The organism is Terriglobales bacterium (assembly GCA_035573675.1).
GTDB lineage: Bacteria > Acidobacteriota > Terriglobia > Terriglobales > Acidobacteriaceae > DATMAB01.
In genome coordinates this window covers 174,287-199,709 of the sequence record DATMAB010000015.1, presented here as the reverse complement: position 1 = coordinate 199,709, position 25,423 = coordinate 174,287, and the positions used below count along the sequence as shown (strand labels likewise).

The window sequence follows — 25,423 nt, the reverse complement described above, 5'->3', positions numbered from 1 at the left end:
GCCTGGTTTCGAACCCTCAAGGAGGCTTAATGCCGGAGCTCAACACGCGGAGTTACCACGCCAACAACTTTGTGCGTGCGTTCCGCCGCTGGTTTGTGCCCTACGTGCAGTCGCGGGTGTATTCCGACCAGTTCCGCCCGTTGCTTTCCTATCTGTTCACCGAATGGAAATGCAACGTGGACTGCCACTACTGCTGGGCGTTCAACAACAAGGTCAAGGGCATGACGGAGGAGACCGCCATCCGTTCCATCGACTGGCTGAAGTCGGTGGGATGCCGGGTTATCGCCATCATGGGCGGCGAACCGCTGCTGCGCCGCGACATGATCCTGAAGGTGGTCGACTACGGCACCAAGAACGGGTTCTTCGTCTACCTGCCCACCAATGGCATCCTGATGAACGAGGATTTTGTGGACCGGGTGGGCGACGCCGGCGTGGCCGCCATCAATCTCGCCGTCGACGCGCTGGAGGAGAGGCCCGGGCTGCCCAAGAACTTCAAGCGTATCGAGAAGCAGTTCAAGTACCTGGTGAAGCAGCAGCGGCAGTACGGCTATATGATCGTCTTCAACACCAACATCTGCCGCAACAACATCGACGACGTGTACAAGCTAACCGAGATCGCGCACGACAACGGCATCTCCACCGACGTGCACATCAACGAGCCCCCTTATATCGAGCAGCCTCACTTCCAGCACCTGAATGACAACGTCACCTACATCCTGCGCGAGGACTGGCCTCGTGTGGACGCGCTGCTGGACTGGCTGATTGAGAAGAACGCCCAGGGCTACATCATGGTCAATTCCAAAGACCACCTGCGGAAGATGAAGGACTTCATGCGCGGCGTGACGTATCCCTGGAACTGCCGCGCGGGATGGAACTCGTGCGTCATCCGTACCGACGGGACCCTGGCTCCTTGCTTCCCCATGTATTCGGCCAAGACCGACTGGGGACAGATCTGGGACCACAAGTTCGATTTCCAGCAGTTGGAGGAGATGAAGAAAGTGTGCAACTCCCACTGTCTGTCGACCTGCCAGTACGTCCTCGGCTACTACTACAACAACAACAACGTGCTGCGCTGGATCATCAAGCAAGGGCTGCACGGCTGGTCGGGACGGCCATCCACCGACGCCTAGGAACTGCGTAGCGGAAGGGCCCCTCCGCTCGTGTGGAGGGGCCTTTTGTTTCTGTCCAGTTTTTATCCACCAGCGGCAAAAATTTGGTCTATAATCCCTCTCCCCGTTTCGCGTGGAGGGAGGAGAGATGCTGGCTTCCATCACGCCCGGCCCGGTGCGCCGGATCGCAATCGTGACCACGGACGAATCCGTGCTGCCGGACGTCGAGAAGTTTTTTGCCCCGGCCTTTGACACGCGCTTCCTCCAGTCGAAGGGGGAGATTCTGCCCCTGCTGCACCAGGTGCCCCTTGATGCGCTCATCGTAGACATCGACACGGCCGGCGAGGACACCGAGGACGGGCTGGCCGTGCTGCGCGACCTCCGCCGCATCAACCACGATTTCGTCCTCATTGCCCTTACCCGCACACGCAGCCGCCAGGTTCGCTTGAAGGCAGGGGAGGTCGGTGCGGACGAGTTCTTTGTCGCTCCGGTGGATTTCCAGGAGCTGCGGATTGTGCTGGAACGCGCCCTGGAGAGGCGCAGCATGGAGATCGAGAACCGGCGGCTGCGCGAGCAGGTCTCCCAAAAGTACTCCTTCTGTGAGCTGATCGGGGGCAGCGAGCCCATGCGCCGCGTCTATGACGCCATCCGGCGCGTCGCCCAAACCAATACCACAGTCATGATCCGAGGGGAGAGCGGCACGGGCAAGGAGCTGGTGGCTCGGGCCATCGTCCGCAGCAGCCCGCGGGCGGACAAGCCTTTCATCAGCGTGAATTGCGGGGCCATCCCGGAAACCTTGATCGAGGCGGAGTTGTTCGGACATGAAAAAGGGTCGTTCACGGGCGCGGTCGCCTCACGGCCCGGCCACATCGAAGCGGCCCACGGCGGCACGCTGTTCCTGGACGAGATTGGCACGCTTCCGCTGGCCCTGCAAAGCAAGCTACTGCGCGTACTCGAGGACAGGGCGGTGCAGCGCATCGGCGCCAAGGCGGCCAAAAAGATCGATTTCCGGCTGATTACGGCCACGAACGACGATCTGGAAGACGGCGTCCGCAAAGGACGGTTCCGCGAGGACCTTTACTACCGCGTTCACGTCATCCCCATCTTTCTGCCGCCGCTCCGCCAGAGACAGGGCGACATCGCCCTGCTTGTGGATCACTTCCTCCGGCTGTACTGCGCGGCGAACAATGTCCCTTTGAAGCGGGTGGATCCCGAAGTCCTCGAGGTCTTGGAAGAGAATCCCTGGCGCGGCAACGTGCGCGAGCTCGAAAACCTGATTCAAAGGCTTGTCCTTATGGTGGAACGGCCAGTGATTACCGTAAAAGACCTGCCCGGCCCCATCCTTTACGAAAGCACCGCCCGGCACGAGGATTTGCTCATCCCAGAGGAGGGAATCGACTTCGTGAAGGAGATGGAGCGCATCGAGGCGGCCTATCTCGAGACAGCCCTGCGCCGCGTGGGTGGCAAGAAGGTGGCTGCCGCTCAATTACTCCGTATCGACCCGCGCAAGATGGGCTATCTCTGCCGTAAATACAAGATTTAGCGACCAAATTCTTGACGGACGTAGGTCAAATTTTTGGTCCTCGCTGCCTTCTAGCTGCATGCAAGGGTTTGCATGGTTGTGCAAGTCACTGATTTTGCGGCTCTTGAGGAAATGTGACTTTGGTCACCAGCTTGCTCAATCCAGAGGCCAAGTGGGGAAGTTAGGACAAACTCAAACTAGACATTCAGGGGGATTTGAAATGAAGAAGAAATCGTTGATCAAGAGCCGCTCGGCTGCCAAGAAGGCCGTGATTGCCAAGCGAGGTACTGCCAAGAGGCTGGTCGGCAGGAAGGGCGGCTTCCAAGGCGCTGGTGGCCTTCAGGGTGGAGGCGGCCTGCAAGGAGGCGGTGGTCTCCAGGGTGGCGGCGGTCTCCAGGGCGGAGGCGGCCTGCAAGGCGGTGGTGGCCTTCAGGGCGGCGGCGGTCTCCAGGGTGGAGGCGGCTTCCAGGGAGGTGGCGGACTGCGGTAAGTCCGCTCCTGCACCGCAATTGAGTCTCAGCCAGGGCCGCGCGGCGCGTACGTCGCGCGGCCTTTTTTTATCTTACCAAACGCGAAACGAGACAAAGTTGCGCACCGGCTCCCAAATCAACCCCGCCAGGCTCCGACGTTCGCCGTAGATCTTTGCGGTTCCACTCATTCCGGGCCGCAGGCTGCGGTCGGGGTTATCCACGAGAACTTCGCACGCGTAGAGCTTCGCCGATCCGATGCCCTTGTAGATTGCTTCCGCAGACCCTCCCGGCGCGGTCTCAACTGAGACCGGCGCAATCGCTACCACCTTCCCGTGCCTGGAGACCATGGAAGATTCGAGCAGCAGGTCTGCATCCGCAAGCAGCTTGGCTTTGCGCAGTCGGAATTCCGGCACATAGGTGCGGGCACGCAGCGCCGTGATGTCCGCGATTTCGGCCAATTCGGTTCCGGCTTCCAGGTACGATCCCAGTCGATCGCGCACTCTCGGGGTAAGTATCGTGCCCGCGATGGGAGTCTTCAACTCGAGTTGCGCGTACTGGTCCTCCAGGTCGCGACTGCGCTCCTGAAGTCGCCGGCGTTCTTGATCCGCCACGCCGAAGGCCGCATACTGCAGGTAAGCCCCGGCGGCGCGGTTGGAGGCCAGCCGGTAGTCCGCCCGAGCGCGGGCGTTTTCCGTCTCCAGTTGAAGATTCTGCAGGCGGGCAAGTGTAGCCCCCGCGGCCACAGTCTGGCCTTCATCGGCTTGGACAGCGGCCACCCATCCCGGGACCACCACCCGCACAACGGCCCGCTCTCGTGGCTCGAGCACGAACCGCCCTTCGACCGATTCTCTCCAGAAGGGCGTAAACAGTACGACGGCGGAGACCAAGGCGGTCGCCCATCGCCGCCGGGGTGTAAACCAGAGGCGCACACGATCTTTCTTGTCCAGGTAGACGGCTTTCATAAGCCTCCCAAACGCGTGAATGCGTGACCGGAAGATGCGATATCCGACGGCCAGACCCACCAGGAATCCCCACTCCGGGCTGTAGCTGGTCGCGATTCGGCCTACCAGCCGGGTAACGAAAAGAAGAAGACTGTAGCTGTACACGCCGGACAACAAGCAATAAACCACGTATCCAAGCCGCCGCCGCCGGGGCACGAACGGAACTTCGACGGGCAGCCTCCAGATATTTTTCTTCACCCAGCTGGTAACGTAGGCCGTGGACTCCTCCTTGAGCATCGGCAGTTCCAGCAGCTCCGTCAGCACATAGTAGCCGTCGAGCTTGATCAGCGGGTTCCAATTGATCAGGATGACCGCCACACCGGTCACCAGCATCAGCATGTAGCAGACTTCTCGAACCGCACTGCCCGGCGGTGTGCCCCACCAGATGGGCGTCACAACGAAGAAGAGCAACAATTCCGACCAGACTCCCCAGACAATCGTATTCAGCCTCTGCCACTTGTTACCCAGGACGAAGATTTGCTGGGCCTCGGTATAAAAGGCCGGAGACAGGTAGATCAGGTTGAAGCCCATCTTGTACACGTGCCCGCCGTAGTGCACGCAGGCCAGCCCGTGGGCGCTCTCGTGGATGAACAGGACAAAGCAGGTCAGCAGCCAGAAGACCGCCCACTGCGACGGCGTATAGAGGGTGAAGGTGTAGAAGCGAAACGTGTCCGCCAGGAACCGGTCCCACTGGTCGGCCAGAATGTACACGGTGAAGCCCATGGCCAGAAAACTGGCCACGGTGAACCAGCGCGAGTAGATGAACTTGAGGTGGGGATAGATGGCGTGCAGATAGTTGTCAGGATTCCAGTAAATCAGGCGCAGGTCCGCGACATCCCCATACTTCGACTTCCGCTTGGCTTTTTTCAGCCTCTCCTCGGCCAGACGTTCCTGCAGGGCTACGTTCTGTTCGAGCGGCGTCTTGTACCAGAAGTCCTGCTCGTCCAGGACCTCCACGATCTCGCGCAGAACCTCTACGGAGTAATGCACGCCTGTCCGCTCAGCGTGCAGTTCGGAGATCTGCTCCAGCGTCCGCACTCCATCGAACAACTTGAGGAGCTCCCACTCCTCGGGCGTCCAGCGGTAAATCATGCCCGATTCCGGCAGCACACCGACCACGACCGGTGTGCCCCGCACCACATGCTCGCGGGCCAGCAGGTTGGGGCGTAGCTTGGGAAGGAACTCCCGGCTCAGCGCGGGGATGTCGGGTAGGGCGGTGTTGAAAGCCTCGGTGAGGTTCATGGCCCGGCATCGAAGAGCACGTTGACCGTCATTCCGGGCTTCAGCGCATCCACCGCGCCTTCCAGTTCTGCCAGCACTTCGATGGTGCCGCTGGAGGGATCGACGACCGGGCTCACCCGGAGCACGCGCGCCGTGTACTTCGACTCTGGCGAGTAGGCTGGTGTCACCGTCACTTCGGTGCCCGATCTCACCTTGCTGACGAACTGCTCCGGCAACGCGACCTTCACCCGCAAGGGGGCCACCGCAGTCACCCAGAACAGCCGGTCGCCGAGGGCGACCTTCTGGCCTACACGCACGTACCGGCGGGCCACCACGCCGTTGAAAGGAGCTACGATGCGTGTCTTTTCGAGTTCCAGTTCGATGGAACGCGCCTGCGCAGTCACGCTCTTCAAGGCCTCACGCTCGCGCTGCAACTCGAACTGATCGGCCACCAGCTTGAAGCGCGCATGGTCGAGGTCCTGCTTGGTGATGAGCTGCGCCTCCCACATCTTTTCGGCACGCTCGCGGTCGGCCTCCAGCACCTTGACCTCAGCCTCCCAGTTTTCCACGTTGGCCTGGATCTGGGCGATTCGCGCCCGGGCCATGTCCATGTCCGCCAGAAGTTGGCGGTCATCAAGCCGGCCCAGAACCTGGCCTGCCCGAACCGGGGTGCCCACATCGGCCAGAAGCTGCGCTACCACCCCTTCACGGCGGGCAGCAACGTCGACCTGGTTCTCCACCACCAGGGGTCCGGAGGCGACGAAGGTGGTCGCCGGTGGCGACGCTTGCGCCGGCACCGGAGCCGCGCTCGCCGGCTGGGCCGGAGAGGATCCCGCCGGTGTTGAGGGTTTCGACCCGCTGCTGCTGCAACCTGCGAGCACCAGCCCACATGCGACCAGCATCACAACTCCCGGGAGCACCCGCGATCCATTCTTGGATTCCTGCATTCCTGCTCCTACCATCCAACCCACGACCACAGTTTTGACCAGGCCCACATCGCCGGACGACGGAAGAACACGTAGCCGGCCTGCCGCCAGCCCACCCACACCTTGCCCCGGCCTTGCATACCGGGACGCAGCCTGCCGTCCGGGTTGGGCACATCGATGCGGGCATAGAACATCCGCCCTTCTTCCTTGGCCTCGCCTTGCGGGCTGACCACGGTTACGCGCCCGCTGAACGTGCTGGTGGGGAAACTGTCCAGCTTCAGCGAGGCGCGATGGCCGGCTTCGAGCAGGGCCACGTCGCGCTCGTCAATGGCGAGATCCACTGTGGCATGAGAGGCGTCCACCACTTCGGCGAATTCATCCCCTGGCTCCAGGTGCCGGCCGGTAAAGTTCTCCACGTAGGGCGTGGCCACCACGCCGTCGATGGGCGAGCGCAAATGCGTCCGCTCGAGACGCTCGCGGGCGCGAGCCACCTCGGAGGCCCAGAAATCCGCCTGGATTCGCTGGTTGCCGGCTTCCGTGCCGTCGTTGGCCGCCAGAGCGCGGTTCATCTCCGCTACGGCTGTCTGATACTTGGCTTCCGCGCCCGCCAGCGCCGAACGGTAGTTCCAGTCCTCCAGATCGGCCAGGATGGTGCCACGCGTGACTGCATCTCCTTCTCGCACGTACACCTTGCCGACCACGCCTTCGACCTCGGACTGGATCTTGGCCCGGCGCACCGGTGCGACGGTTGCGTTCCCATCCACCCGCATCGGAAGCGGCACCACAACGAGGAATGCCAGGACAGCTCCCGCCAGCATGAGTATCGCCTTGCGGCGACGCTGCTCCAGTGCCATAAACTTTCGCTTCTTCTCCAGCACCGGCTCCAGCACCCCGATGAAGGGGACTTCCTTGTACATCTGGGCGTTGCGCAGGGCGACCGTCGCCTGGCCCGCCAGCACCTTGATGATCTCCAGGTGCGCCGGCGTCAGGAAATCCGGGTCGCTGCTCTCGAACGAGAGAATGCCGACCCGGCCGGAATCGTCGGTGAGGGGAAGCGCATGGAATGCGCGCGCGCCCGTCTTGCGGAAATATTCCTGGAACTTGGCCCGGGTCTCCTCGCGCGGCTCATCGATTTCTTCCCCGTGTTGCCGCACGTAGATCTCCTCCTGCGTCGCCGACGCCCATTGCAGGATTTCGTTCAACGCGGCCACGTGGGGCAGGGAAAGATCGACGGTCTCCTCGGTCATGCCTGAGATGGCGCGCAGGCGCAGCTTCCCGTGCTCATCCAGCGCCAGAGCTGCGCGCTCGAACGGAATCACCGCTTGCGTGCCGTTGACGATGGTCTGCAGCACGCGGTCCAGGTTCAGCGTGGAGGTGATCTCCTGGCTTACCTGCACCAGCAGTTCCAGGATCTCGACCTTGCGCTCGGCCTGCAGCAGCTCGGCATTGTGCAGGGCGTTGGCCGCCGTCTCGCAGATCGTCGTGAGCAGGAACAGGTCGTCCTCGTCGAAGGGCGTCCCGTCGGTCTTGTTGACGGCTTCGGCCACGCCCACCACGGAATCCTGGTGAATGATGGGAGCCGCCACGATGGAAAACGCACCTTTGCCTTCCTCCACCCGGGCATTGCGTTTTCGCAATCGTTCATCGTCGGCGGAACTGATGCACACGCCTTCGCCGGAGTCGGCCACCTCGGCCACGATCCCTTCGCCCGTCGCCTGCCGGGCCTCCAGCTCGTAGGCGGCATCGTCACCGGCCCGGCTCATCAGGACCAGGGCTTCATCCTCGACCAGCCACAGGTTCACCGCCTGTACATTCATCACTTCCTGGAACTTGGACGTGATGACGGGAAGCAGTTCCTCCATCTCCAGCGTGGCATTGAAGACCTTTTCCAGGTCGTACATCTGGGTGATGCGGGTGATGGATTGCAACTGCGTGTTGCGCTCGTTCTCGTAAGCCACGCCGGCAGCCAGCCCGAGTGCCGCGAACTGTCCCAGTTCGACCAGCGCTCCTGCGGCCGCATCGCTGATGGGCTCCTCGAAACTCAGCACTTCCATGGCGCCCACGAGCCGTTCCTCGGCCACCAGGGGAATCGCCGCCAGGGAAACCACGGTGCGGCGCACGTTGAGGTGGGCATACGACTCGCGCGGCAGTTGGGAACCGGTGAAGAGCACTGCCTCGTTTCGTTCCGCCATCTGACCCAGGGTCCCCGCGCCGAACTCGATGGCGGCGTCCTCGTAGGCCACTTCGCCAACCGTGGCCTTCGGCGCCCACGCGCCATCCTCATCCAGGATGTAGATCACCACCGCCGCCCCGGGCACGACGTTGGCAGCCTGCTCGGCCAGCAGCCGGGCCCGCGGAGCGACCTCACTCGTGGCTAGTAAGGCAGTGGCCAGGTCGGCGTAGGGAATCGCGTAGCCGGACCGTTGCGTCGCCATAGCGCTCCAGGGTCAGGGCCGCGGACACTCCACGCCCGCGACCTGCGTGGTTGGAAACTGTTTCCTTGTAAACTGGCGGAGGTTTCCTTAACTTGAGCGCGCACTGTAGCAAACGCTCGGAAGCGTGTCAACGCGGCGCCCCGCTGCCTTTTCGCGCTCCCGGATGGTAAGCTAGGTCGCGGCTGTGCCACCGCCTTCAGATCGAGGGAGGATGAGGATTGGACATCAACGTTCGGAAGTTCGCCGATGTGTTCGTAGTGCAGCTCCGCGGTGACCTCAAGATCGGCGACGCCGTGGATGGCTTTCGCCAGACACTGGAAGACTTGCTGAACGGTGGCGACAGCCGCATCGTGGTCAACATCGCCCAGGTCCCCATGATCGACTCCAGTGGCATCGGTGTGCTGGTGCGCTCGCTCACCTCGGCCAAACAGCGCGGGGGGTCGCTCAAGCTCGTGAGCCCTTCCAAGCTCGCCATGCAGACCCTGAAGATCGTCGGCTTGCTCAACCTGTTCGAGATCTTCGATGACGAAGAAGCCGCCGTCCAATCCTACCGATAGGAAGCGTCGCGCGAAGCGCTCACCCGCCAAAACCAGGTTGCAGCGGAAGACCGGAGGCACTGGCCGGCGGCCGCTCATCAGCGTAGTCATCTTTGACCTCGACGACACGCTCTATGATTGCCTTGGGCAGCGCGTGCGCGCCGCCCATTACCAGGCCGCCCGCGCCATGGCCCGGGCGGGCGTGCCCGCTTCGGCGCGTGCCATTCATCGTGTGCGCCTGCGGGCGTTCGAGCGCGATCCCCGCCTGGAGCCCATCGACCGGGAAGTGTGCCGCCACTTCGGCATCCCTTTCAGCGCCCGGCTGCATCAGGTCGCGCGCCGGGCTTTCTTCCAGACACCGGTCCGTCGCCTGCATCTGTTTCCCGGGGTGCGAACCTTGCTGCGAACGCTCCACCGGCGCGGAGTCCGCATCTTCATTGCCAGCTACGGCCATCCACCCACGCAGCACGCCAAAGTGCGGTCTTTAGGGTTGGACCGCGAGCCCGCGGTCGAGCGCATCTTCTTCGCCGATACCAACAAGACCGTCACCAAGGAACAGTTGTTCAAACGGCTGCTGGAAACCGTGGAGCGCGATCCACGGCGTTTTCTGGTAGTGGGCGACCGGCCCTCGAGCGAGATCGGGGCAGGGAACCGCCATGGCATGCATACCGTCCGCGTGCGCCATGGAGAGTTCAGCAAGCTGGAACCGGAAGGCCCCGACGAGACGCCGGATTTCGAGCTTCGGCGCGTCACCGACATTCTGAAACTGCCCTTTCGTTTCGGGGCCTGAGGCGTCATCGGACCGCGCCAACGCTGCGCTATACTGAATCCGTAATGGCAGTGAGCGGCGAAAAGACCTTTTACCTCGAGACTTTCGGGTGTCAGATGAACGTCCACGACTCCGAAAAGGTCGTGGGCACTCTGTTGTCCCAGGGCTACCGCCAGGTAGAGAGCGTCGAGCAAGCGGGCCTGGTGCTGTACAACACCTGCTCCATCCGCGATAAGGCCGAGCAGAAGGTCTTCCATCGTCTGGCCGATTTCCGCCGCCTGGCGGCAGAGGGCAAGACCTTCGGCGTCCTGGGCTGCGTGGCGCAGCAGGAAGGCGAGAAGATCTTCGAGCGTGCTCCGCACGTGTCCCTGGTCGCCGGGTCCGCCTCCTACCCCAACCTGCCGCAAATGCTGGTGCAAATCGAGGCAGGGAAGCGGCGCGTCACCGGCCTCGACGACCGCCAAACCAGCGAAACCTTCGAGACCGAATTCACCGCGCGCTCCAATCCCCACCGCGGCTACATCACCATCATCGAGGGCTGTGACAAGTTCTGTGCCTTCTGCGTCGTGCCCTATACGCGGGGCAAGGAGCGCAGCCGGACCTCAGGATCTGTGTTGGCGGAAGCGCGCCGTATGGCGGACGCTGGATACACCGAGATCCAGTTGCTGGGGCAGAACGTCAATTCCTACCGCGATCCCTCCGGTCGGATGACCTTCGCAGAGCTGCTGGCTGCCGTGGGGGGAATTCCCGGCGTACGGCGCGTTCGCTTCACTACCTCGCACCCGCGCGATTTCACGCGCGATATCGTCGAGGCCATCGACTCCGTTCCCACGCTCTGCGATCACGTGCACCTGCCGGTGCAGAGCGGCTCCACGCGCTTGCTGCGCGCCATGCTGCGGCAGTACACCCGCGAGGAGTATCTGGAGCGCATCGCCTGGATGCGCGCCGCCCGGCGTCCGATCAGCATCACTACCGACGTCATCGTCGGCTTTCCGGGGGAGACCGAGCAGGACTTCGAGCAGACGCTCAGCCTCCTTGACCAGGTGGGCTACGACGGCGTGTTCTCCTTCAAGTACTCGCCCCGGCCCAACACCCCGGCTGTCTCCATGCCCGACTCCATCCCCGAGCCCGAGAAGGCGCGCCGGTTGGCCGTCCTGCAGGAGCATCAGAGGGCCATCCAGATACGCAATTATCAAAAGCACATCGGAGAGATCCTCGAAGTGATGGTTGAGGGTCACAACGAGAGCCGCGGGCAGATCATCGGCCGCAGCTCGCAGAATAAGACCGTGAATTTCACCACCACAGCGCCCATTCGTCCTGCCCCTGGGGCATATGTGAAGGCACGGGTGACTCAGAGTTTTCCTAACAGTCTGGCGGGAGAAATGGTAGTCTAGCGCCCCACGGAGGTCGGTTTTCAGCGGGAGGGAACATGGAAGTCGAAATGAAGATCCGGGGTTTGATGATGGATCCGGTCACCAACATGCCCATTGTGATCCTGAAGGATACCTCCGGCGACGCCGTGCTCCCCATCTGGGTCGGAATCTACGAGGCCAACGCCATCGCGCTTGAAATCGAGAAGGTCACCACGCCGCGGCCCATGACCCACGACCTGATCAAGAACGTCCTGGTGGGTTTGGACACCAGCGTCCGCAAAGTGGTAGTGAACGACCTGCGCGAAGACACCTTCTATGCCGTCATCTGGCTGGAGCATGAGGGGCGCATCATCAGCATTGACTCGCGGCCCTCGGATGCCCTGGCCCTGGCCCTGCGCCTGGACTGTCCGATTTACGTGGAAGAAGAAGTACTGCGCTCCTCCAAGCTGGCTAGCGCCGTCTCCGACAAGGTCTCCAGCGAAGAACTCCGTCGCTGGCTGGAAAACCTGAATGACGAGGACCTGGGCCGCTACAAGATGTGAGCGATCCCGCCGAACAGCTCCAGCGCATCTACCTCGCCGGCTTTGAGCTCGAGACCTTCGAGCGCTTTCCCAAGTGCGTCGGAGCGGTCCGCGATGGCTGCATCGCACTGCTTGAAGCCACGCCCGAAGGACTGCGTATGGTCGGAACCCCCGGCTGGCGCATGGGGGAGGTCCTGGGCGTCCTGGTCGAAAAGGGAGGCCGCCAGGTCTTCCAAGCCAAGGGTGAGACCCTAGAGGCCACGCCGGAGCGCCTCGAAACGCTGCGCCGCTTCCATAGCGATCTGACCGCACTACTCGAAGGCGCTTAGCCCTTTTAGCCTGCAACAGAGCGCCTGCGCGGCCCACTTTACATAATATCTGTTATCGGACGTTATCCTTGGTGCCGCTCACCGCTTTCGCCGCCCACCAATACCACCTTGGGATGAAAGAGCGTGCCCGCAACCCGGGTGGCGATGGCAATCAGCTCGCTCTGCCCCACGAAGACCTTGACCTGCCTGGCCCGGGACATCTCCGGCAGGTTCACGGCGTTCCCATGCCGGATTCGAGCCGCGCTCTCGCCGTTCGCCGTCACCGCGGGAAATTGAGGCAGAATGCGCCGTGGGTGGACCATCACCGTCTCCACTTCCCCGGTCGCAGCCGCCTCCTGGACCTGCTCCAGAGTCTGTGCGTCCTCAAGTCCGAACTCCCCCACCGAGGTCCGCCGCAACCTGGCCAGATGTCCTCCCACGCCCAGCGCGCGGCCCAGGTCATGGGCTACCGAGCGCAGATAGGTGCCGGACGTCACCCGCGCCCAGAATGAGACCCGGTCACCCTCCAGCCCCGTAATCTCGAATTCCCGGACCTCCACCGTGACCGGCTTCAGCTCCACCGGCTTCTGCTTCCGGGCTAGCTTATACGCGGGCACACCCGCCACCTTCTTCGCCGAAAACGGCGGCGGCACCTGCTCGATGAATCCCACGAACCGCCGCGCCGCCTCCTTCACCTCTTCGATGGTCCCGTACCACTCCGCCGCCGGCCCGCTCGGCGTTCCTTCGGCGTCATAGGTGTCGGTCGCGAACCCCAGCCGCACCTCGCCCTCGTACGTCTTCTCGCACCCCTGGTAGAACTGCGCCAGCCGGGTCATCCGTCCAATCAGCAACGGCAGCACGCCGGTTGCCATCGGATCGAGCGTGCCCAGGTGCCCCACAGAACGCTCTCCCAGGATGCGCCGCACCCGGGCCACCACGTCATGCGACGTCATCCCGCCCGGCTTGTCCACCACCAGCACGCCATTCATCTGTTCGGTCTGCTATGTTGAAGGAGGCATGCCGCTCGCCCCCAGCCCGCTCTCCCGCCGCGAACCGATTCCGTCATGATCCCGCTGCGCGACGACGCCCCCTGTTTCCGCACGCCGTTCATCACCTATCTGCTGCTGGCTCTGAACGTCCTGGTGTTCCTCTTCGAAATTTCTCTGGAGCCCGGTACGCGGATGAACTTCCTGTTTCAGTTCGGCGTTGTGCCTGCGCAGGTCACCGCGCCGCTGCGGGGCGCGCTGCAAGCCAGCGCCACCACGTCCCTGGTGCCCCTGGCCACCTCCATGTTCCTGCACGCCTCCTGGCTCCACCTGCTCTCCAACATGCTGGCGTTGTGGATCTTCGGCGACAACGTCGAGGACTACCTGGGCCACTTCTCTTTCCTGCTCTTCTACCTCGCCAGCGGGGTCGCCGCATCCCTGATCCACGTGTTCTTCAATCTTTCCTCAGACGTACCCAGCGTCGGCGCAAGCGGCGCCATTGCCGGCGTTATGGGCGCCTACTTTCTGCTGTTTCCTTCGTCGCGCGTGCTGACGCTGGTTCCCTTCTTCTTCGTGTTTTTCACCTGGCTGCCCGCGTGGCTGGTGCTGGGATACTGGTTCGTGGTGCAGTTCCTGAGCGGCGCGGCCACCTCCATCGCCTACTCCCATCAGACCGCCGGCGGCATCGCCTTCTGGGCTCACGTAGGCGGATTCCTCGCGGGCGTCACCCTCATCAAGCTCTTCGGACGCCGCCCGCCGCGCTATCGCCACCAGGGCTGGTAGCTAGCCGCCGGCCTCCTGCCACATGCGTTGCTTCAGCTGCTCGCGCAGTTCCTCCGGGGCGGCTGGATTGCACGCCACCAGGAACCACAGCGGGCGCGTAGGATCGGCGGCCAGCTTTTCCAGCGTCTTGGGATGGGTGTTCGGATGGCGCGCCACATTCTCCTTCACTGCGTCGTAGGAATGTTGCGCCAGCAGAGAAAGTACCGACGACGGCGTGTTGGGATGCTCGGCGATGGTCCGCAGCAGCAGGTAATCGTCGGCCGGAGTGTTCTGCGCCATCTCCGCCAGCTCGTCGGCCGTCGTGTTCGGATCCCGCGCCTTCTTCAGCTTGGCGTCCCAATCCGGATTGATGCGGTTCAGTTCCGCTGTGCGCGCTTCGATCAACTGGTCCAGCGCCAGCTTCTCCCGCGCCACGCGTTCCGAGATGCTGCCGAAGCGCAGGATGGAATCCAGTACCGAGCTCAGATGCTGGCGCTCTCCGAAGACGATTTGCGAAGTGCGCTTCTTGGGTTTGAAGTCGCTGGGCTCGTCGCTGCGTCGCATGGGGGCTCCCCGATTCTATCAGGGCGAGCTTCTACAGTGGGCCCGCCGAGGGTGCGACCACGATCTCCTCCACCGTGGTCTCGGCCGGCTGCGCCAGCGCTTCCACCAGTACGCGGGCTACGGTCGCCGCGGCGATCATGCGCTTGCGCGGAGCCGTGGGCCATAGCGTATCCCACAACGCCGTGTCCACCGGCCCCGGCATCAGCGAGATCACCCGGATGCCCCGGCCACGCACTTCTTCGCGCAGTGTGTCCGTGAACCCCAGCGCTCCGAACTTCGAGGCGGTGTACGCCGCCGACCCTGCGTACACCTTTCTCGCCGAAACCGACAGGTTGTTCACCACCGTAGCTCCGCGCTTCATCAGGGGCAGCAGCGCCTGCGTCCAGATCAGCAGCGCCGTCAAGTTGGTGTCGAGCACCTCGCGCCAGGTCTCGAGCGGCAGTTTGGCAATCGGCGTGATGCGGTGAGCGATTCCGGCGTTGTTGAACAGGATGTCCACCCGCCCATAGCGCTCCCGCACGACTCTGAACACGAACCGGGCGGATTCCGGCTTGCGCACGTCCGCACACACCGTCAATCCGCGGCCGCCATAACTGGCGACTCGATGTTCCGCCGCCTGCAGGGCCCGCGGATCGCGCCCTACCAGCACCACGATGGCGCCCTCGGCGGCCAGCGCTTCGGCCACCGCCAGCCCAATCCCGCGGCTCGCGCCGGTGACGATCGCCACCTGCTTGCGGAAGCGGCCCGCTGCCTTCCGCCGTCTCTTTTGCGCAGCTCGTTTCATGGGATTGATCTTGACCAGGGTAAGGCCCTATCCGCCGTTATTACCCCGTCCTCGTATCAGCGACAAGAACTCCTCGCGCGTCTCCTGCTCCTCGCGGAAGGCCCCCAGCATCGAAGAGGTCACCGCCGCGGAGTGCTGCTTCTCCACTCCCCGCATCATCATGCACAGGTGCCGCGCCTCGATCACCACTCCCACTCCCTGCGGCTCGATGGCCCTCTGGATGGTCTCCGCGATCTGCGTCGTGAGCCGCTCCTGCACTTGCAGCCGCCGCGCGTAGATATCCACCAGCCGCGGGATCTTGCTCAGCCCGATCACCTTCCCGTTGGGGATATACGCCACATGGACCTTGCCGAAGAAGGGCAGCAGATGATGTTCGCACAGGCTGAACATCTCGATGTCCTTGACGATCACCATTTCGTCGTAGGTCACGTTGAACAGCGCACCCTGCAGCAACTTCTCCGGGTCTTCGCTGTAACCGCGAGTCAGGAACTCCAGAGCCTTCCGCGTGCGCTCCGGCGTGCGATGCAGCCCCTCTCGTTCCGGGTCTTCGCCCAGGCGCACCAGCAGCTCGCGCACCAGCTCCTCTGGGCTCGCGCTCGTCAAGGTGACGGGTTCGGTGGTCCTCTTCATATCAGTTCCCTTCTGCGGTCGCCTACCGCATGGGTTCGGCGCCGCCGGCATACTCGAATGAGTTCAGCATAGTCTCTTCCACCCGCACTTTCTCCAGGTGCGCCATCGTGAGGCTCCGCTGCAGCCGCTGGAAGATCTCCATGCTCAGGTTCTCCGTGGTCGGCGCCTGCCGGCGGAACGGCTCCAGCAGATTCAGGTTCCGGTGGTCGAACGGCTCCAGCACTTCCCTGTGGACGGCCTCGTCCAGGTCCGCCAGATTGCAGACCATCCCGGTCTGCGCGTCCACCTCGCCGCTCACCGTGACCTCCAGCGTGTAGTTGTGCCCGTGGCCGTACGGGTTGTTGCACTTGCCGTAGACCGCGCGGTTCTCGGCCTCCGACATCGCGTCCGAATGCAGCCGGTGCGCCGCCGCGAACCGATAGCGCCGCGTCAAATGCGTCTTCATGGTTCACCGTAATAGTCGGCGAACAGGTCCGGGCTCTCGTACACCCGCACCCGGTGCAGGCGCGCGGCGCGCAGTTTCGGCTCCAGGCGCTGCCATATGTAGATGGCCAGGTTCTCCGTGGTCGGGATGCGCTGGCGGAACTCCGCCACTTCCTTGTTCAGGTTCCGGTGGTCCAATACCTCCAGCACCTCGCGGTTCATGACTTCCTTCAATTCCTTCAGATCGAGCACAAACCCGGTGCGTGGGCTCACCTCGCCCTTCACCGTGACTTCCAGCGTGTAGTTATGCCCGTGCCCGTTCGGGTTGTTGCACTTGCCGAACAATTGCTGGTTCTCCTCCGGGCTGAGTTCCGGATTGTGATAGAAGTGGGCCGCGGCAAATTCGGCCTTACGCGTCAGATAGACCATGTCGTTTATGTGCGACTCCGGGCTGCAAACCTTCTTCTCCCCCGGGAACGGAGTAATGGCGGCCCTTCCAGGTTACATTGCGGCGTAGCTTGTAATGGATGAACGAGTTGGCCAGAAGGAGCGCGAAAATCGGCAGTCCTGCCGCCGCGACCCCGTTGGCAAGCCAGGGGAAGTGCGCTCGCCGGATGCGCAGCGCAAAGTTAAGCCAGAGCGCCGCCGTCGCGGCCAGCGCCAGCCAACCCTCTGCGAACCGCGGTACGAGCCGGATGCTTGCCAGCGCGCCTCCCGCCAACGCCAGAAACTCCAAAGTCCGGGTCGCGGCCAGCCACAGCGGGTTCGGGAACAACGCTGCCAGGTTCTTGGTCCAGCCTTCCCACATCTGCCCCAATGTCCGATACATTCGCGTCCGCACCGCGTCGCCGCCATAGCGGAAGCGCAAGCGGAAACCGGCCTTCTTCACCGCTCGCGCCAGCGCCACATCTTCCAGCAGAGTGCCGGACACCGCCGTGTGCCCGCCCACCGCGTCATAGGCCTCGCGCGCGATCAGCAGGTACTGGCCGTTGGCCGCCGCGTCCTCGGATTTCGGGTCGCTGACCTCCTTCGGTCGATAAGTCGCGGCCAGTTCAGCGAACACCACCGGCATCAGCGCTCGCTCCCAGAATCCCTGCACCTCCTGTTCCGGAGAATAGGAGAGCAGGGCCGCTCCGTGCTCCTGCGCTTCGTGTAGGGCTCGCCTCAGCGAACCGGGCCGATGGACCGTGTCCGCATCCGTAAACAGCAGCCAGCGCCCCCGGGCCTGTCGCACCCCCGTGGCCAGGGCATTCGATTTCCCGCTCCAGCCGCTCGGCAACGGGTCCGCCTCCAGCAGGCGGACGTCGCCGAATCCGGCCGCAATCTCCCGTGTGCGATCGGTCGAGCCGTCGTCCACCACCAGGACCTCAAACTCCACTCCCTCCTGGCGGACCAACGACTCCAGGCACCTGCCCAGACACGCTTCTTCGTTGCGCGCCGGTACGATGACCGAGACCTCCGGCTGCGCTGGCTGGCGTTCCTCGGATTCCGCTGCTTTCATGAGCGCGAGGATTTATTATACGAACTAGGCGCTCCAGTCTCTTGCAGAGAACAAGAAGTGCCTGAAGCTGGCCAGCCGCCAGTCGGGAAGCGACGGGAAATCGATAGCCCCGCACGTCAGTGCCGGGCAGGCAGGGAAAGGACATCGAGTCCCGAAAGGGACGGCACTAGACAATGGCGCCCATCCGCACGACACCGGCCACCCTCCTTCTCACCGCCCTGGCTCTTGCGTTGCTCTTGCTCTCCCTCGGCTGCATGAAGGGCCCGCGCCCGGCCTTCATAGGAGAAAAAGCCCCGGATTTCACCGTGAACGACGGCGTGCGCTCGGTCTCCCTCAGCGCCTACCGCGGCAAGGTGGTGGTGCTGAACTTCTGGGCTACCTGGTGCCCGCCTTGCGTGGATGAGATGCCGTCGCTGGTCGCCCTGCAGCGCCGCCTGAAGGATCGCGTGGTCGTCCTCGCCGTCAGCGTGGATGTGGACGAAAACGCCTACAACAAGTTTCTCCGCGATTACAACATCGATTTATTGACCGTCCGCGACCCCGAACAGCACAGCGTGCGGCAGTACCGCACCACCGGCTTCCCTGAGACCTTCATCATCGACGAGCAGGGTGTAGTCCGCCGCAAGTTCGTCGGCCCCGTCGTCTGGACCAGCCCGGAGATTGTCAGCTACCTGGAAAAGCTCTCCGGCGCCGAGACCCGCACCGCCAGCCTTCCGAACTGAAGCGGGCGCCACGCCGCCTTGGTTCCCCATGCCTGCGCCGTGTTGTTTCGGCGCAGACGTGGGGAGGATCTGATCTCAGAGTGAAAGCCCCCGCAACCTCAGTGAATTCCCTATCACCGATACCGAGCTGAAGCTCATTGCCGCCGCCGCGAAGATGGGGCTCAGCAACCCCGCCGTCCCCAGCAGCGGATACAACACGCCCGCGGCAATGGGCACGCCCAGCGCGTTGTAGATGAAGGCGAAGAACAGGTTCTGCCGGATATTGCGCATGGTCCCACGACTCAGCCGGCGCGCCCGCACGATGCCCCGCAGATCGCCCCGCAGCAGCGTGATGCCTGCACTCTCCATGGCCACGTCCGTGCCCGTTCCCATGGCGATCCCCACCTGCGCCTGCGCCAGGGCCGGCGCATCATTGATGCCGTCGCCCGCCATGGCCACCACCCGCCCCTGCTGCTGCAGCTTCTTCACCACCTCGGATTTCATCTGCGGCAGCACTTCAGCCTCGAACTCCGTGATGCCGAGCCGCCGGGCGACAGCCTCTGCGGTAGTGTGGCTGTCTCCGGTCAGCATGACGACATGCACCCCGTCGCGCTGCAGCGCCTCGACGGCCGCTTTCGCGGATTCTTTCACCGGATCGGCCACGCTCACCAGGCCCGCCGGTCGCCGGTCCACGGCGACTAACATCACGGTCTGACCGTCTCGGCGCAGGGCTTCGGCGCGCTCCTCGAACCCACCGACTTCCACGCCCAGCTCCGCGAACAGCTTCGCGTTCCCCACCGCCACTTCCCTGCCGTCCACCTTCCCGGCAACGCCCTTGCCGGTCACCGACTTGAACTCGCGCGCTTCGGCGAGCCGAACTCTGCGCTCCTGTGCACCGGCCACCAGCGCCGCCGCCAGGGGATGTTCGCTGGCCCGCTCCAGGCTTGCCGCGAGTGCCAGGACCTCACTTTCACTGAATCCCGGCAGCGCCTCCAGCGCCATCAGCTTCGGCTTGCCTTCGGTCAGCGTGCCGGTCTTATCCACCACAAGCGTATTAACTTTCTCCAGGACTTCCAGCGCTTCCGCGTTCTTGATGAGCACGCCGGCGCGCGCGCCCCGTCCGGTTCCCACCATGATGGCCATGGGCGTGGCCAGTCCCAAGGCGCACGGACAGGCGATGATCAGCACCGCCACTGCGTTCACCAGCGCATGGGCCAGCCGCGGCTCCGGTCCGTAGAGCGACCACACCACGAAGGTCGCAATCGCCATCGCCACCACCGCCGGCACGAAGTATCCGGAAACTACGTCCGCCAGGCGCTGGATGGGCGCGCGGCTGCGCTGCGCCTCTGCCACCATGCGCACGATCTGCGCCAGCAATGTCTCCGCGCCCACCCGCTCCGCCTGTATCACCAGGCTGCCCGTGCCGTTCACCGTGGCTCCGGTCACCCGGTCTCCGGGTTTCTTCTCCACCGGCAAAGACTCGCCCGTGATCATCGACTCGTCCACACTGCTTGCTCCCTCCAGCACCACGCCATCCACGGGAATCTTTTCCCCCGGCCGGACCCGCAACCGGTCTCCGGGATGCACGCGGTCGAGCGAGACATCCTCTTCGCCGCCGTCCGCACGCAATCGCCGCGCCGTTTTCGGAGAAAGATCCAGCAGGGCGCGGATGGCGCTCGAGGTCTGGCTGCGTGCCTTCAGTTCCAGCACCTGCCCCAGCAGCACCAGCACCGTAATGGCGGCGGCGGCTTCGAAGTACACCGCGGGCTGTCCGTGATGCGAGAACGACTCCGGAATCAGTCCCGGCGCCAGCGTGGCCAGGGCGCTGTAGCCATACGCCGCCACCACGCCCAGGGCGATGAGCGTGAACATGTTGAGGTGACGGTGGACCAGCGACTGCCAGCCGCGCTCCAACAGCGGCCACCCGCACCACAGCACCACCGGCGTCGCCAGGACGAACTGCATCCACAGCAGCACGCGTCCTGAGATGGCGTGCGAGACCGGCTGCCCCGGCAGCAGCATGTCGGCCATCGCCAGCAACAGCAGCGGCGCCCCCAGCGCCACGCCCGTCCAGAAGCGGCGCGCCATGTCTTCCAGTTCGGGATTCTTCTCTTCCACCGCGGTGATGGTCCGCGGCTCCAATGCCATGCCGCAGATGGGACACGCTCCCGGCTCCGCGCGCACGATCTCCGGGTGCATCGGGCAGGTGTACTCCACCCGCGGCCCCGGCGGCGCCAGCGGCTCCAGTGCCATCCCGCACAGAGGGCAGGGCGTTCCCGCCTTCTCCCGCACTTCGGGATGCATGGGGCAGGTGTACAACTCTTCCTTGCCAGCGGTTGGTGCTGCCTTGGCCGGAGCTATCGACACCATCGCCGCGACAGGCATCGCTGACTTGGCGGTTTGCGAGAGATACCTCGCCGGATCAGCCTTGAACTTGTTGACGCAATGTGTGCTGCAGAAATAGTAAGTCTTGCCGTCGTGCTCAGCGGTCCCGGCGGGTTTGGCTGGGTCCACCGTCATCCCGCACACGGGATCGATCTCGCCACCTGCCGCCGCCTTGGGTGTCACGATCGAGAACGGCGACCCTCCATGTCCCGCAGGTCCATTGTGTTCGTGCTCCGCCATAAGCCCTCGCTTAGGGTTTGGTTTGTATCAGGGCACGGCCTCAGCCCCGGCTGCCAGGCACGAGTTCTCTCGACTCGCCGGGTCGGCCGCTCAACAGGGCTTCCCCACCCTTGATGCTCCCGCTGTTGGAGCATCAGGGCGGGAAAATCTGCGCCATGTTGCTGTAGCCTGTTCCGCCAAGCTTGCCCTATATTAGATGGCGGACGCGCAAACCAGACGCACACTCGCCGCGCCAGTCAACTCATGACCGCTGTCGACGTTGTTTTCCGCTACGGATTGCCCCCGACTGAAAGCGACCTGCGCGCGCTCGCCGCGGTGCGCGAGGTCTACGGCGTGCGGAGCATCGCACTCGACGAACATGCCCGCACCATCTGCGTCGAGTATGACGCCTCCCGCCTCAGCGCCGCCGATATCGCTTCCCTGCTCCGCCGCGCCGGCTTCGATCTTCAGGAGCAGGTCGCGCTCGTCTGAAGCTCGTGCCCAAGCACATCGGCATTGTCGCCTGTAGCGCGGAGGGCGCAGCGCTCTGCTACCGCACCCTCTGCACCGAGGCTCCGGCGCTCATGGGCACCCACCAGCATCCCGAAGTCAGCATGCACACCTTCCCGCTGGGCCGGTACATGGAATGCCTCTACCGTGACGATTGGGACTCGGTAGCCAACCTCATGGCCGAATCCGCGGGCAAGCTCGCTTCCATCGGCGCGGATTTCTGTATCTGCCCGGATAACACCATCCATCAAGTCTTCGCGCGCGCCACCGCGAACTCACCCATCCCCTGGCTGCATATCGCCGAAGTCGTCGCTGACGAGGCCGTGCGCCGCGGCTTCCGCCATCTGGGCGTGCTCGGCACCCGTTACCTGATGGAAGGACCCGTCTATCCCGAAAAGCTCGCGCCTCGCGGCCTGGCGCACACCATCCCCACGCCCGAGCAACGCTCCCGCATCAATGCCATTATTTTCGACGAACTGGTGAACGGACGCTTCCTGCCCGAATCGCGCCGCTACTTCGCGGACGTCATCGGCAGCCTTAAGCAGCAGGGCTGCGACGCTGTGGTCCTGGGCTGCACCGAGATCCCCCTCATCCTCTGCGACGCCGATTCTCCGCTGCCCACACTCGACTCCACCCGCCTGCTGGCCCGTGCCGCCCTGCGCAAGGCGCTCGAGTGAGCCTGTTATAATCGACGTTGCGCGCCCTTAGCTCAGTTGGATAGAGCGTCTGGCTACGAACCAGAAGGTCGGGAGTTCGAATCTCTCAGGGCGCGCCATTCTTATCCACGCATTTGTATCGACGCATTCTTACGCAGCTAGTTTCTTACCCACCCATTTTCAGGCAACCTATTGCTACGCGACCAGTTCGACGCAGCCATTTCTGGACACCGCCATTCAACTTGTCACGGGAGCCGTGCCTTGATGGCCTCCCAGACGTCGCGCAGGCGATTGAAGGCGCCTTCGGGATCGCGCCAGAGCAGATAGGCGCTGACGGTCAGAATGCCGACCGCAAGAATCGTACTCAGAGTACTTTGCGCGTTGCGGGCCACGGCTTCGCCGCGATTGTAGTCCGGGCAGGCGCTGGAAAAGCAAGAAACCGCAAGGTCACAGGCCCCGCGCTTGTGTCATGATCGAAAGCGACGAGAGAAGCAACACGCCAACACAACAGGAGCGCTCGATGATCGCCCGCATCTGGCACGGCTACACATCACCCGCAAACGCCGACGCCTACGAGAATCTTCTGAAGACGACGATCCTGCCCGGCATCCATCGCGTAGCTGGGTACCGCGGCGCCTACCTGCTGCGTCGGGAGGCCGGCGTGGAGGTGGAGTTCGTCACCGTAACCCTGTGGGATTCGATGGCAGCGATCCGGGCGTTCGCGGGAGCGGAGCACGACGTCGCCGTGATCCCCGAACCGGCCGCCAAGCTGCTGGCGCGCTACGACGCGCGCTCGGTGCACTACGAGGCGTCGTGGTGCCCGTGAGGGAATTGAATCAGTACCATCCTTCGGGACTCGGATCGCGACGGGTTGGGAACAGTCCTATTCTTCGATGGCCCTGCCCACGGTGCGCAGGTGCTTGCGCAGGGTGTAGGCAGGATCGGCGGCCCGCTTCGCCAAGTAGGCGTCCCATTGGAACTGACGGCGCAGGGTGACTCCGGTGGAAGCAAGGCGAGCCTGTTCGCGCTCCGTCTCGTAAATCTGGCGGGCGAGTCGCATCACGTCTTCGATGCGCGCGCCGGCGACGAACACCGCGCCGTCGGCATCGGCAAAGACCCAGTCGCCGTCTTCGACGCGGAGTGAGGTGGAGCGCGGACCGGGGCCGGCCACGAGTTCGGCTTCCGAGCGCACAGGCCCGGCGGGACAGGAGCCGTAACTGAACAGCGGCAGAGCGATGCGCACCAGGTCCGCAGTGTCGCGATGCGCCCCCCAAATGAAGATGCCGGAGAATCCCGCCGCCCTGGCCTCGAGAGCGGAGAGATCGCCGAGGCAGCCTTCGTCGAGGCGGCCGTCGTTGTCGACCACCAGCACATCGCCGGGCCGGCATCGGTCGCAAGCCTCCAGAAACACGTCTACGCTGCCGTAGTGCTTCACATACAGCGACGGGCCGGCGAGGGTGGAGCCGGGCAGGAGCGCACGCAGTCCCGCAGGCGCAACGCGAACATCGCCCAGCAGGCGAACGCAGGCATCGGCAACCAGCGGCGTGGTCAAGGAGCGGAATTCTTCTGCGGGATTCATGGCATCGTCTCTTCCACGACCTTTTGCAACTGGCTCGCAACCCGTATGGGGTCCGCGGAAAGTTCGACCGCAACCGAGAGATGGCCGCGCGGGAGCGCGCCCACGATCTGATAGAAATTGCCGTAGCCCACGATCAGGAAGCGCAGGCCGCCGCAATCGATATTGCCGCGCTGCGTGGCGAGCTTCAGCAGCGTGGGGTTGACGAGTAATTCCTCATAGCGGTCAGATTCACTGGAAGTGGCATCGGAAAGGCCCTCCCGCTCGCGCGACTGCAGAACGCCATCCCAGTAGACGGCTACATAGCGGACCTGCGGGGAAAGCGCCAGCACACGGCGGATCAGGGCCTCGATCATCGAAGCATGGGATGGTAGCAGGGGCGCGCGGGATGCGGCCAATTCGGGAATGGCCACCGAAAGGCGAATTCGTCGAGTTACCCCACGTCTGCGCGAAACAACATCGCGCAGACATGGGGCACCGTCCCACCCCTACGCGTGTGCTCGGTGTGTTCGGATCATGGCTGCCGTACGGCAATGATGAAATCGGCCAGAAGACCGTAGGCGGTAGCCTTGGGGCCGGGGTTCTCTTCGAACAGAGTCAGTGCGGGAAAGACGTCGGTGTAGAAAGTGATGGCGGAGGACGTGCCTTCGACGCGCGCGAGGGCGTCGGTCGGCGGCAGTTCCTCCGGCCGGACATAGGCGCGAAGGTGGCTCCCGGAGCGTTCTGCCGCGCATATCAGTTTGTATCTCCGTCCCGTGGCGAGCGCGGAGCGGACGGCGTCGCCGGTCAAAGCGCGGATGCCCTGGCGCTCCACCTGCTGCGGCTTGAGGGGATGCTTCATCAGCACGGTGACCAGCGCAGCGACTTTGACGGCGGCGTCCCAGCCGTCGATGTCAGCGGCGGGGTCGGTTTCGGCCACGCCAGCGGCCTGGGCGTCACGTAACGCGTCGGCAAAGCTCTTCCCTGCCTCCATGCCGCCGAGGATGACGTTGGTGGTGGAGTTGAGCACTCCGCGAAAGCCGATGACGTCGACAAGGGGGAGGGACTCGCGAAACATCGAAAAGATGGGCACACCGTCCATGACCGTGGATTCAAACAGGAAGCGGCGGCCCTGGCTGTCGGCCAGTCGCGAGAGTTCTTCGTAAGCGTGGACCACGGGTCCCTTGTTGGCGGTGATGGCATGGGCGCCGTGCTCCAGAGCAGCGCGCAGATGGGAAATGCCCGGCTCGCCGGTCTCGAAATCGAGCGAGGTGTTCTCGAACAGAACATCGGCCTGCGCGGCGCGCAACCATTCGCGAAGGCCGGCGGGGCGGGCGCACAGCGAAGGAGGCGGAACCACACCTTCAAGTAACACTTTAGGGTCAAGGCCGGCCGGCGAGGCGATCCAGCCCAGGCGGCGCGTAGCCACGCCGGTAATGCGCCACTCGATGCCGTATTCCGCGGCCAGGGCGGCGCGCTTCTCCAAGAGCAATTCGACCAGGGCACGGCCGACGTTGCCGAAACCCAACAAGCAGAGATTGAAGGTGCGTGACACG

Annotated in this window: 28 protein-coding genes and 1 tRNA gene; 13 read left to right on the top strand and 16 right to left on the bottom strand. The window is 63.8% G+C overall.

Annotation, left to right across the window (positions count from 1 at the left end; translation table 11 throughout):
* Positions 1-29: 29 nt before the first annotated feature.
* Together VNK82_06405 and VNK82_06400 are read left to right on the top strand one after the other, a co-directional pair.
* Positions 30-1,130, top strand: coding sequence for a radical SAM protein (locus tag VNK82_06405; protein HXE90579.1), 1,101 nt, complete (start codon positions 30-32; stop codon positions 1,128-1,130).
* A 127-nt stretch (positions 1,131-1,257) separates the two neighbouring features.
* Entirely contained in the window at positions 1,258-2,652 is a 1,395-nt protein-coding gene (locus tag VNK82_06400; GenBank protein ID HXE90578.1) for a sigma-54 dependent transcriptional regulator, read from the top strand.
* 184 nt (positions 2,653-2,836) lie between these two features.
* Here VNK82_06400 and VNK82_06395 read toward each other — a convergent pair whose 3' ends face one another.
* The 4 genes from VNK82_06395 to VNK82_06380 form a co-directional block, all read right to left on the bottom strand.
* Positions 2,837-3,046 (bottom strand): hypothetical protein, encoded by a 210-nt coding sequence (locus VNK82_06395; protein HXE90577.1) that lies wholly within the window; start codon positions 3,044-3,046, stop codon positions 2,837-2,839.
* A gap of 147 nt (positions 3,047-3,193) precedes the next feature.
* On the bottom strand, positions 3,194-5,344 hold the full coding sequence (locus tag VNK82_06390) for an HlyD family efflux transporter periplasmic adaptor subunit (GenBank protein ID HXE90576.1): 2,151 nt from the start codon (positions 5,342-5,344) through the stop codon (positions 3,194-3,196).
* Positions 5,341-6,270, bottom strand: coding sequence for an efflux RND transporter periplasmic adaptor subunit (locus VNK82_06385; GenBank protein ID HXE90575.1), 930 nt, complete (start codon positions 6,268-6,270; stop codon positions 5,341-5,343). Before VNK82_06385 ends, VNK82_06390 begins: the two co-directional genes overlap by 4 nt.
* An 8-nt stretch (positions 6,271-6,278) precedes the next feature.
* Positions 6,279-8,684, bottom strand: coding sequence for an efflux RND transporter periplasmic adaptor subunit (locus tag VNK82_06380; GenBank protein HXE90574.1), 2,406 nt, complete (start codon positions 8,682-8,684; stop codon positions 6,279-6,281).
* A 218-nt stretch (positions 8,685-8,902) separates the two neighbouring features.
* Here VNK82_06380 and VNK82_06375 point away from each other — a divergent pair, with 218 nt between their 5' ends.
* Genes VNK82_06375 through VNK82_06355 form a run of 5 tightly spaced genes read left to right on the top strand, consistent with a single transcriptional unit; the run spans position 8,903 to position 12,212 of the window.
* On the top strand, positions 8,903-9,241 hold the full coding sequence (locus VNK82_06375) for an STAS domain-containing protein (GenBank protein ID HXE90573.1): 339 nt from the start codon (positions 8,903-8,905) through the stop codon (positions 9,239-9,241).
* Positions 9,242-9,278: 37 nt separating this feature from the next.
* Positions 9,279-10,010 (top strand): HAD family hydrolase, encoded by a 732-nt coding sequence (locus VNK82_06370; GenBank protein HXE90572.1) that lies wholly within the window; start codon positions 9,279-9,281, stop codon positions 10,008-10,010.
* Between the two features lie 44 nt (positions 10,011-10,054).
* The gene (gene miaB, locus VNK82_06365) at positions 10,055-11,383 is read left to right on the top strand and encodes a tRNA (N6-isopentenyl adenosine(37)-C2)-methylthiotransferase MiaB (GenBank protein HXE90571.1); all 1,329 of its coding nucleotides are present in this window, start codon (positions 10,055-10,057) and stop codon (positions 11,381-11,383) included.
* Between the two features lie 35 nt (positions 11,384-11,418).
* Entirely contained in the window at positions 11,419-11,904 is a 486-nt protein-coding gene (locus tag VNK82_06360) for a bifunctional nuclease family protein (GenBank protein HXE90570.1), read from the top strand.
* A complete protein-coding gene (locus VNK82_06355; GenBank protein ID HXE90569.1) occupies positions 11,901-12,212 on the top strand; it encodes a hypothetical protein in 312 nt (103 codons plus the stop codon). The genes VNK82_06360 and VNK82_06355 overlap by 4 nt, the downstream gene beginning before the upstream one ends.
* Before the next feature lie 62 nt (positions 12,213-12,274).
* On the opposite strand, the gene truB is transcribed toward VNK82_06355, so the two are convergent.
* Positions 12,275-13,180 (bottom strand): tRNA pseudouridine(55) synthase TruB, encoded by a 906-nt coding sequence (gene truB / locus VNK82_06350; GenBank protein ID HXE90568.1) that lies wholly within the window; start codon positions 13,178-13,180, stop codon positions 12,275-12,277.
* Between the two features lie 75 nt (positions 13,181-13,255).
* Between truB and VNK82_06345 the strand changes: the two genes are divergently transcribed.
* Positions 13,256-13,960: a rhomboid family intramembrane serine protease gene (locus VNK82_06345; GenBank protein ID HXE90567.1), complete on the top strand. Its 705-nt coding sequence runs from the start codon at positions 13,256-13,258 to the stop codon at positions 13,958-13,960.
* Here VNK82_06345 and VNK82_06340 read toward each other — a convergent pair whose 3' ends face one another.
* Genes VNK82_06340 through VNK82_06315 form a run of 6 tightly spaced genes read right to left on the bottom strand, consistent with a single transcriptional unit; the run spans position 13,961 to position 17,841 of the window.
* Complete coding sequence (locus VNK82_06340) at positions 13,961-14,503, bottom strand: hypothetical protein (protein HXE90566.1); 543 nt, start codon at positions 14,501-14,503, stop codon at positions 13,961-13,963. It lies immediately after the preceding gene.
* Positions 14,504-14,534: 31 nt separating this feature from the next.
* On the bottom strand, positions 14,535-15,287 hold the full coding sequence (locus tag VNK82_06335) for an SDR family NAD(P)-dependent oxidoreductase (GenBank protein HXE90565.1): 753 nt from the start codon (positions 15,285-15,287) through the stop codon (positions 14,535-14,537).
* A 27-nt stretch (positions 15,288-15,314) separates the two neighbouring features.
* Entirely contained in the window at positions 15,315-15,917 is a 603-nt protein-coding gene (gene folE / locus VNK82_06330; GenBank protein HXE90564.1) for a GTP cyclohydrolase I FolE, read from the bottom strand.
* 22 nt (positions 15,918-15,939) lie between these two features.
* Positions 15,940-16,362 carry a 6-carboxytetrahydropterin synthase gene (locus VNK82_06325; protein ID HXE90563.1) on the bottom strand — a complete coding sequence of 141 codons (423 nt, stop codon included), beginning with the start codon at positions 16,360-16,362 and terminating at the stop codon, positions 15,940-15,942.
* Positions 16,359-16,769 carry a 6-carboxytetrahydropterin synthase gene (locus tag VNK82_06320; GenBank protein ID HXE90562.1) on the bottom strand — a complete coding sequence of 137 codons (411 nt, stop codon included), beginning with the start codon at positions 16,767-16,769 and terminating at the stop codon, positions 16,359-16,361. Before VNK82_06320 ends, VNK82_06325 begins: the two co-directional genes overlap by 4 nt.
* On the bottom strand, positions 16,750-17,841 hold the full coding sequence (locus VNK82_06315) for a glycosyltransferase family 2 protein (protein HXE90561.1): 1,092 nt from the start codon (positions 17,839-17,841) through the stop codon (positions 16,750-16,752). Before VNK82_06315 ends, VNK82_06320 begins: the two co-directional genes overlap by 20 nt.
* 173 nt (positions 17,842-18,014) lie before the next feature.
* Between VNK82_06315 and VNK82_06310 the strand changes: the two genes are divergently transcribed.
* A complete protein-coding gene (locus VNK82_06310) occupies positions 18,015-18,563 on the top strand; it encodes a TlpA disulfide reductase family protein (protein HXE90560.1) in 549 nt (182 codons plus the stop codon).
* Positions 18,564-18,638: 75 nt separating this feature from the next.
* On the opposite strand, the gene VNK82_06305 is transcribed toward VNK82_06310, so the two are convergent.
* Positions 18,639-21,167 (bottom strand): heavy metal translocating P-type ATPase, encoded by a 2,529-nt coding sequence (locus tag VNK82_06305; GenBank protein ID HXE90559.1) that lies wholly within the window; start codon positions 21,165-21,167, stop codon positions 18,639-18,641.
* Between the two features lie 243 nt (positions 21,168-21,410).
* Between VNK82_06305 and VNK82_06300 the strand changes: the two genes are divergently transcribed.
* The 3 genes from VNK82_06300 to VNK82_06290 all read left to right on the top strand — a co-directional run bounded on the left by VNK82_06300 (position 21,411) and on the right by VNK82_06290 (position 22,431).
* A complete protein-coding gene (locus VNK82_06300; GenBank protein HXE90558.1) occupies positions 21,411-21,638 on the top strand; it encodes a hypothetical protein in 228 nt (75 codons plus the stop codon).
* 5 nt (positions 21,639-21,643) lie between these two features.
* The gene (locus VNK82_06295; GenBank protein HXE90557.1) at positions 21,644-22,333 is read left to right on the top strand and encodes an amino acid racemase; all 690 of its coding nucleotides are present in this window, start codon (positions 21,644-21,646) and stop codon (positions 22,331-22,333) included.
* A 21-nt stretch (positions 22,334-22,354) separates the two neighbouring features.
* Positions 22,355-22,431, top strand: a tRNA-Arg gene (locus VNK82_06290).
* Between the two features lie 126 nt (positions 22,432-22,557).
* Here VNK82_06290 and VNK82_06285 read toward each other — a convergent pair.
* The gene (locus VNK82_06285) at positions 22,558-22,704 is read right to left on the bottom strand and encodes a hypothetical protein (GenBank protein ID HXE90556.1); all 147 of its coding nucleotides are present in this window, start codon (positions 22,702-22,704) and stop codon (positions 22,558-22,560) included.
* 77 nt (positions 22,705-22,781) lie between these two features.
* Here VNK82_06285 and VNK82_06280 point away from each other — a divergent pair, with 77 nt between their 5' ends.
* Positions 22,782-23,138, top strand: coding sequence for an antibiotic biosynthesis monooxygenase (locus tag VNK82_06280; protein ID HXE90555.1), 357 nt, complete (start codon positions 22,782-22,784; stop codon positions 23,136-23,138).
* Positions 23,139-23,195: 57 nt separating this feature from the next.
* On the opposite strand, the gene VNK82_06275 is transcribed toward VNK82_06280, so the two are convergent.
* From VNK82_06275 to VNK82_06265, 3 genes are all read right to left on the bottom strand, one after another.
* A complete protein-coding gene (locus tag VNK82_06275) occupies positions 23,196-23,891 on the bottom strand; it encodes an RraA family protein (protein HXE90554.1) in 696 nt (231 codons plus the stop codon).
* Positions 23,888-24,244, bottom strand: coding sequence for a hypothetical protein (locus VNK82_06270; GenBank protein HXE90553.1), 357 nt, complete (start codon positions 24,242-24,244; stop codon positions 23,888-23,890). The genes VNK82_06275 and VNK82_06270 overlap by 4 nt, the downstream gene beginning before the upstream one ends.
* Positions 24,245-24,402: 158 nt before the next feature.
* Positions 24,403-25,422, bottom strand: coding sequence for a hypothetical protein (locus tag VNK82_06265; protein HXE90552.1), 1,020 nt, complete (start codon positions 25,420-25,422; stop codon positions 24,403-24,405).
* Between the last annotated feature and the right edge of the window lies 1 nt (position 25,423).